Source organism: Dialister sp. (assembly GCF_051885895.1).
Lineage (GTDB): Bacteria > Bacillota > Negativicutes > Veillonellales > Dialisteraceae > Dialister.
In genome coordinates, this window is sequence record NZ_JBJEXP010000033.1 from 1 (window position 1) to 6,554 (window position 6,554).

General features: G+C 52.8%; 4 protein-coding genes and 1 other annotated feature. All 4 genes read left to right on the plus strand.

Going from position 1 to position 6,554, the window contains the following annotated elements; genetic code table 11:
* The first annotated feature begins 185 nt into the window (after positions 1 to 185).
* Positions 186 to 425: a binding site (T-box leader), on the plus strand.
* Positions 426 to 509: 84 nt separating this feature from the next.
* The 4 genes from ilvD to ACI4N7_RS02550 all read left to right on the plus strand — a co-directional run bounded on the left by ilvD (position 510) and on the right by ACI4N7_RS02550 (position 6,350).
* Positions 510 to 2,162, plus strand: coding sequence for a dihydroxy-acid dehydratase (gene ilvD, locus ACI4N7_RS02535; RefSeq protein ID WP_439731800.1), 1,653 nt, complete (start codon positions 510 to 512; stop codon positions 2,160 to 2,162).
* Positions 2,163 to 2,175: 13 nt separating this feature from the next.
* Positions 2,176 to 3,183 carry a bile acid:sodium symporter family protein gene (locus tag ACI4N7_RS02540; protein ID WP_439731801.1) on the plus strand — a complete coding sequence of 336 codons (1,008 nt, stop codon included), beginning with the start codon at positions 2,176 to 2,178 and terminating at the stop codon, positions 3,181 to 3,183.
* Between the two features lie 261 nt (positions 3,184 to 3,444).
* Complete coding sequence (locus tag ACI4N7_RS02545; RefSeq protein WP_439731802.1) at positions 3,445 to 3,849, plus strand: PAS domain S-box protein; 405 nt, start codon at positions 3,445 to 3,447, stop codon at positions 3,847 to 3,849.
* 5 nt (positions 3,850 to 3,854) lie between these two features.
* Complete coding sequence (locus ACI4N7_RS02550; RefSeq protein ID WP_439731803.1) at positions 3,855 to 6,350, plus strand: EAL domain-containing protein; 2,496 nt, start codon at positions 3,855 to 3,857, stop codon at positions 6,348 to 6,350.
* The last annotated feature ends 204 nt before the right edge of the window (positions 6,351 to 6,554 follow it).

A 6,554-nucleotide genomic window follows, 5' to 3' on the forward strand; every position in this document is an offset into this window, starting at 1 on the left:
CTTGACAGTCTGATTTCCCCCAGCGTATAATCATTTCAACTTCCAAAGAAAAAGCCCTGGAAGGGAAAGAGTACTCTTTGCAGTCCTGTTTCAGAGAGCCGCGGATGGTGAAATGCGGCACATGACGGAAGACGAAGTCGTCCCTGAGGTTCAGTGCCGAAGTTTCATTTCGTGCTGAATAGAGCCTAAAGCCTTTGAGGGGAAAGAGTAATTTTGGGAATCAGATCGCAGAGAGCCGGCGGGCGGTGAAAGCCGGTATTTGACCGAAAATGAAAATCATCCCTGAGGTTCAGTACTGAATGAGAGTAAGTGCTGACGTTTGTCCTGCGTTAACGGGAACGCGTATGTTGGTACGTTGAAGAGTGTCTGATGGCAGCAATGTCTCAGGAACAAGGGTGGTAACGCGGATTCTATCCGTCCCTCATTATATTTCTATAATGAGGGACGGATTTTTTTATTATCCGCAAGGTTGACAGGCAGGAAATGCCGTAGTCGAAGGGGGAAAACAGATGAGAAGCGATATCGTAAAAAAGGGAGCAACCCGCTCCGCACACCGCACACTATTTCATGCCATGGGATATTCCAATGAGGACCTTGCCAAGCCTATGATCGGTATTGTCAATTCCTTCAATGAAATCGTTCCGGGCCATATGCACCTTCGGGAAATCGCAGACGCCGTCAAGCTGGGCGTAGCAGCTGCCGGCGGAACACCGGTGGAATTTCCCGCCATTGCCATCTGCGACGGCATTGCCATGGGTCATCTGGGGATGAAGTATCCCCTGGCCAGCCGTGAACTGATCTGCGACTCCATCGAAGCCATGGCCAATGCCCATGCCTTTGACGGGCTGGTCATGATTCCGAACTGCGATAAAATTGTGCCGGGTATGCTGATGGCAGCCGGCAGGCTGAACATTCCCACAGTGGTGGTAAGCGGCGGCCCCATGCTGGCAGGACGCTGGAAGGGGAAGAATATTTCCGTTTCCACCATGTTCGAAGCAGCAGGAAAATTTGAATCGGGCCAGCTTTCCGCCGAGGAAATGGAACAGATGGAATTCCGGGCCTGCCCGGGCTGCGGTTCCTGCGCCGGCCTTTTCACCGCCAATACCATGAACTGCCTGACCGAAGTGCTGGGCATGGGACTTCCGGGCAACGGCACCATTCCTGCCGCCTATTTCGGCAGACGCCGCATGCTGGCGAAGAAAGCGGGCGAGGTTATCCTGGACTTGGTGAAGCGGGATGTAAAGCCCCGGGACATTATGACCCTGGATGCCTTCAAAAATGCCATTGCTGTGGATATGGCCATCGGCGGCTCCACCAATACGGTGCTCCACCTGCCGGCCATTGCCCATGAAGCAGGCCTTGACCTGCCTTTGGACCTCTTTGACGAAATCAGCCGCAGGGCGCGCTACATTACCAAGATGAGCCCCGGAGGCACCTACCATATGCAGGATCTGGACGAAGCCGGCGGCATACCGGCCATTATGAAGGAGCTGACGAAGCTGGGCATCATCCATGAAGACTGCCTCACCGTAACAGGCACCGTCAGGGACCGCATTCAGCATGCGGCCATTGAAAATCCGGAAGTTATCCATTCTGTGGACAACGCCTATATGAATAAGGGCGGCATTGCCATTCTGAAGGGCAATCTGGCTCCCGACGGCGCCGTAATCAAGGAAAGCGCCGTAGACCGGGATCTCCTTACTTATGAAGGCACCGCCAAATGCTTTGATTCGGAGGAAACGGCCATCAAAGCCATCACCGGCGGACAGATTCATGAGGGAGACGTAGTAGTTATCCGCTATGAAGGCCCCAAGGGAGGACCGGGCATGCGGGAAATGCTGAATCCCACTGCCGTTATCACCGGCATGGGCCTTAAGGTGGCCCTCTTAACGGACGGACGCTTTTCCGGAGCCAGCCGGGGCGCCTGCATCGGCCATATTTCCCCGGAAGCCATGGAAGGAGGCCCCATCGGCCTGATTCAGGATGGAGACCGGATTTCCATTGACATTCCCGAAAGAAAACTGGAGCTTCTGGTGAGCGATGAGGAACTGGCCAGAAGAAAAGCTGCATGGAAGCAGCCGGAACCGAAAGTAAAGACAGGCTACCTTTCCCGCTATGCCCGTCTCGTGACCAGCGCCAATACCGGGGCTGTGCTGAAATAAAGGAGGAACCAATATGAAAAAATTATGTGCCATGATCGGAAAATACTTCGGCCTCATCGCCATCCTTTTCCTCATCCTGGGCTTCACCATGCCGGAAAATTTCAAATGGGTGCTGGGTAAGGTGGGCGGCATTTCCGTCCTCACCTTCCTGCTTGGCATCGTCATGTTCGGCATGGGCACCACCCTGTCGGTGAAGGATTTCGTCCTTGTGTTCAAACGGCCGAGAGATGTATTCTTAGGCGCCGTGGCCCAGTTCTTCATCATGCCCTTCCTGGCCTTCACCCTGGCCACGGTGTTCCAGCTGGATCCGGCTCTCACGGCCGGCGTCATCCTGGTAGGCACCTGCCCCGGCGGCACCTCCTCCAACGTTATTACTTTCATGAGCAAGGGTGACGTAGCTCTGTCCGTTACCATGACCAGCGTATCCACCGTCCTTTCCCCTATCCTCACCCCTGCCATCACCTATCTCCTCATCGGTACGAAAATTGCCTTTGATCCCGTGGGCATGTTCCTTTCCATTGTTCAGATCGTCATTGTTCCTATCTGCCTGGGCGTGGCAGTGAAGACCTTCCTGCCGAAGCTGGCAGCAGCTGCTACTGACTACACCCCTGCCATTTCCTCCATCGCCATCTCTCTCATCATCGCCGGCGTTATCGGGGCCAGCAAGGACGCCATCATTGCCAACTTCGGCATCATCATGCTGGTAGTCATCCTCCACAACTGCCTGGGTTATGCCCTTGGCTTTGCCGTAGCCCGCGTCTGCGGCCTTTCCTGGAAAAAGGCAGTGGCCCTCTCCATCGAAGTGGGCATGCAGAACTCCGGCCTGGCCGTAGGCCTTGCCAAAGCCCATTTTGCCGCTATGCCTGCTGCCACCGTTCCCGGCGCCATCTTCTCCGCATGGCACAATATTTCCGGCGCTATGCTGGCATGGCTCTATGTGAATGTTCTGAATCCGCGGTTTGATCCGGAACTTCGCAAAGAACTGGAAGATCTCCGGACACCGTCTAAAGAAATGGCATAAGAAGTCAGCCAATAAAAAAGCGCTGTTCCTGAAAAGGACAGCGCTTTTTTTGACGGGCCGGGACCCGGTTTTCCGAGAAAGAGAGGATTTTCCTGCTTTTATCATGCGCAGAAGTAACTGATTTCATGAGAGTGAATATACAAACAGTATACATTATTAGATAGAACACTGTGGATTTTTATTTATGTTGGAATTATACTATTTGTATAAGCCTTATTATCATTTTAATATCGATTCCTATGAATATATGGGGGGTAAACCATGGACATAGAGACGGTGGATCTTCTTCGAAAAATGGTGGATGAAGCGCCGTTCGGCATGTATGTGCTGGATACGGAACGGAAAATTGTTTTCTGGAGTGAGGGCGCAGCGTCAATTACAGGCTGCAGTGCGGAGGAGATGATGGGAAAGCACTGCTTTGACGGAGGTCTTGACCATATCGACAGCACCGGGCTTCATCTGTGTCATGATTTCTGCCCCATGATGGCTACCATTTTTGATGGCCATTCCAGGGAGCAGCTGGTATTTTTGAAGAATAAGGCAGGGAAACGGGTGCCGGCGCTGGTGCATACAGAGCCTCTTTTCAGCGGTGACAGAACGCTGGGGGCTATCGAATATTTCAGGGTTCTTCCGGAAAGTGAGTATCCGGTGCCGAAAGAGCGGTGATGTGTATGGCAGGGAAAGATACAGTAGATATGCTGCTTTCTCAGCTGAAGGAAAATCTGCCCGGCGGGATCCTGATTTATCGTGATGATGCCGACGGGGAGATATTGTATGCCAATCCATGGCTGATTCATGTTTTCGGCTGTTCTTCTTTTGAAGATTTTATGGAAACCACGGGAGGTACTTTCAGCAGCCTGGTGCATCCTGATGACAGGGATAGAGTGGATAAGGATATCCGGGAGCAGATTGCCGGAAGTTCCGAGAAACTTAATTTCGTAAATTACCGTATTATCAGAAAGGATGGGTCTGTCCGCCGGGTGGAGGAGTTCGGACACCGGGTGTTTATTCCTTCCGTAGGGGCCCTCTTTTATGTGTTCTTTCTGGATAATGACACCAAGTACAAGATTTATGATATTGATTCCCTCACCGGTCTTCCGGGGAAGACCCGTTTCATGCAGCATGCGGCTATGACTCTGGCCATGGCTGCCCTGGATCCCCAGGCGCCGAAGCTGGTTTTTCTTTATGTAAATATCCACAATTTCAATTTCTACAATCTTCGGAACGGCAGCGAGAAGGGAAACCAGTTCCTCATCAAAATGGCGGAGGTGCTGCGGAGGCATTTTCCCAACAGCCTGGTGTCCCGCTTTACCGATGATCACTTCGTAGTGCTCTCGTCCCGGCCTTCGGTGGAAGCCATGATTCCTGCCATTACCGGCGAGATTCATGCCCTCTATGATGCCAGCCGGATGGATGTGAAATTCGGCATTTATGAGGTGGAGGACTTTCACGTGCCCGTGGAAAGTGCCTGCGGTATGGCACAGATGGCCTGCGACAGCATCAAAGAACTGCCGGATCAGCATATCTGTTTCTATACGGACGCCATGAGCCAGAGGAAGGCCCTTCGGAGCTATATTATCGACCATTTCCGGGAAGCGCTGGAAAAGCACTGGATAGAGGTCTATTTCCAGCCGGTGATCCGTACTATTTCCGGCACCCTTTCCAGCGTGGAGGCCCTGTCCCGCTGGAATGACCCGGATCGGGGCATGATTTCACCGGGCGTTTTTATCCCCCTTCTGGAGGATTCCAGACAGATTAAGAAACTGGATCTTTATGTACTGGAGGAAATCTGCCGGCGGTACCGCTTCCAGATAGACCACGGGAAGACGGTGATCCCTGCGTCTTTCAACCTGTCCCGCATTGATTTCTTCCAGGAGTCCATCTATGAGGATGTGGAGGAAATCCGGAATCGGTACCAGGTGCCCCGGAATATGCTCTATGTGGAAGTGACGGAAAGCGCTTTTGTTCACGAGGGGGACATGGTACGGAAGGAAATCGACCGGTTCCGGGCGGCAGGCTACGAGGTGTGGATGGACGACTTCGGCAGCGGCTATTCTTCCCTGAATACGCTGAAGGACTACTGCTTCGATGAAATCAAAATCGATATGGCTTTCCTCTCCAACTTTACGGAAAAGTCCCGGGATATTATCAAGGCCATTGTCCGCATGGCCAAGGAAATCGGCATGCATACCCTGGTGGAAGGGGTGGAAACGGAAGAGCAGATGCAGTTTGTCCGTTCCATCGGCTGCGAGCTCATCCAGGGCTACTACTACGGGAAACCTATGCCTTTTTCGGAATTCAAACATGCCCGCCGGGAAAAGGGATGGGAAGTGGAAACGCCCCAGCTGCGCCGGTATTACAGCTCCATCGGAAGCGTGGATTTCCTCACCGATAAAGCCATGGCGGTGGTGGAATTTACAAGAAACCATCTCCATTACCTTTTTGCCAATCCGGAATTCCTGCGCACCCTGCGCTCTGCCGGCATGGACGACCTTTCCCGTGCCGAATCCTTTATCAATGCGGCGGCATCACCGGTGAGCAAGAACATCCGGTCCTTCCTGGAAGACCTTGTACGCTCCCAAGCGGATAGATCTATTACCTATACGGAAAACGGGCAGTACATGAAAATGGATGCCAGGTACATGGCCCATGACGGCGTCCATCATCTGGCAGTGCTCTATCTCAATAACATTACTATCCAGGACAGGGGGGCAAACGGAAAAGCGCTGGATTGGGTGACGAGAAATATCTTCTATCTCTACCAGCATGTGGGCCTTATAGATCCCGCCCACGACAGCGCCATCCCCCTGGTCATGAATTCCCCTTACCGGCAGTTTTTCCCAGCCCGGCGCACAGGCATTCCTGATATGGTAAAAGAATATGCGGAATCAATGGTTCACCCCGATGACAGGAAACGGTTCATGGAATTCAATGACATCGAGAGCATTATGGAAAGAGCCAAAAAGGACCCCTTCGGCACCATCGTAGGCTGTTTCCGCACCCTGGGAAACGATGGCAGGTACCACTGGGATGTCCACTCCATCCTCCCTGTGAGAAGAAAGGGAAAGATTTATCTCCTCTATACCGTGAGAAATTCTCCGCTGGATGAAAAGGAATTCAGGAATCCCCTCCTCACTCTTCTGAACCAGCTGCCTGACGATACATAAAAGAACCCCTGTGATATGGAATCACAGGGGTTTTAACGTGGGGGAGATATCAGACGGGCAGACGATAGATGACAGACAAAAGACGTCTGAGGCTGCGGCGTGTCAATGCGGCGCTATACATTTCCGGAGGCCCCTTTGGCGGCTGGCGCCGCCAGGGGGCACTATGGGTGCTGGACAGTGACCCCATTGGCGATACCACCACCC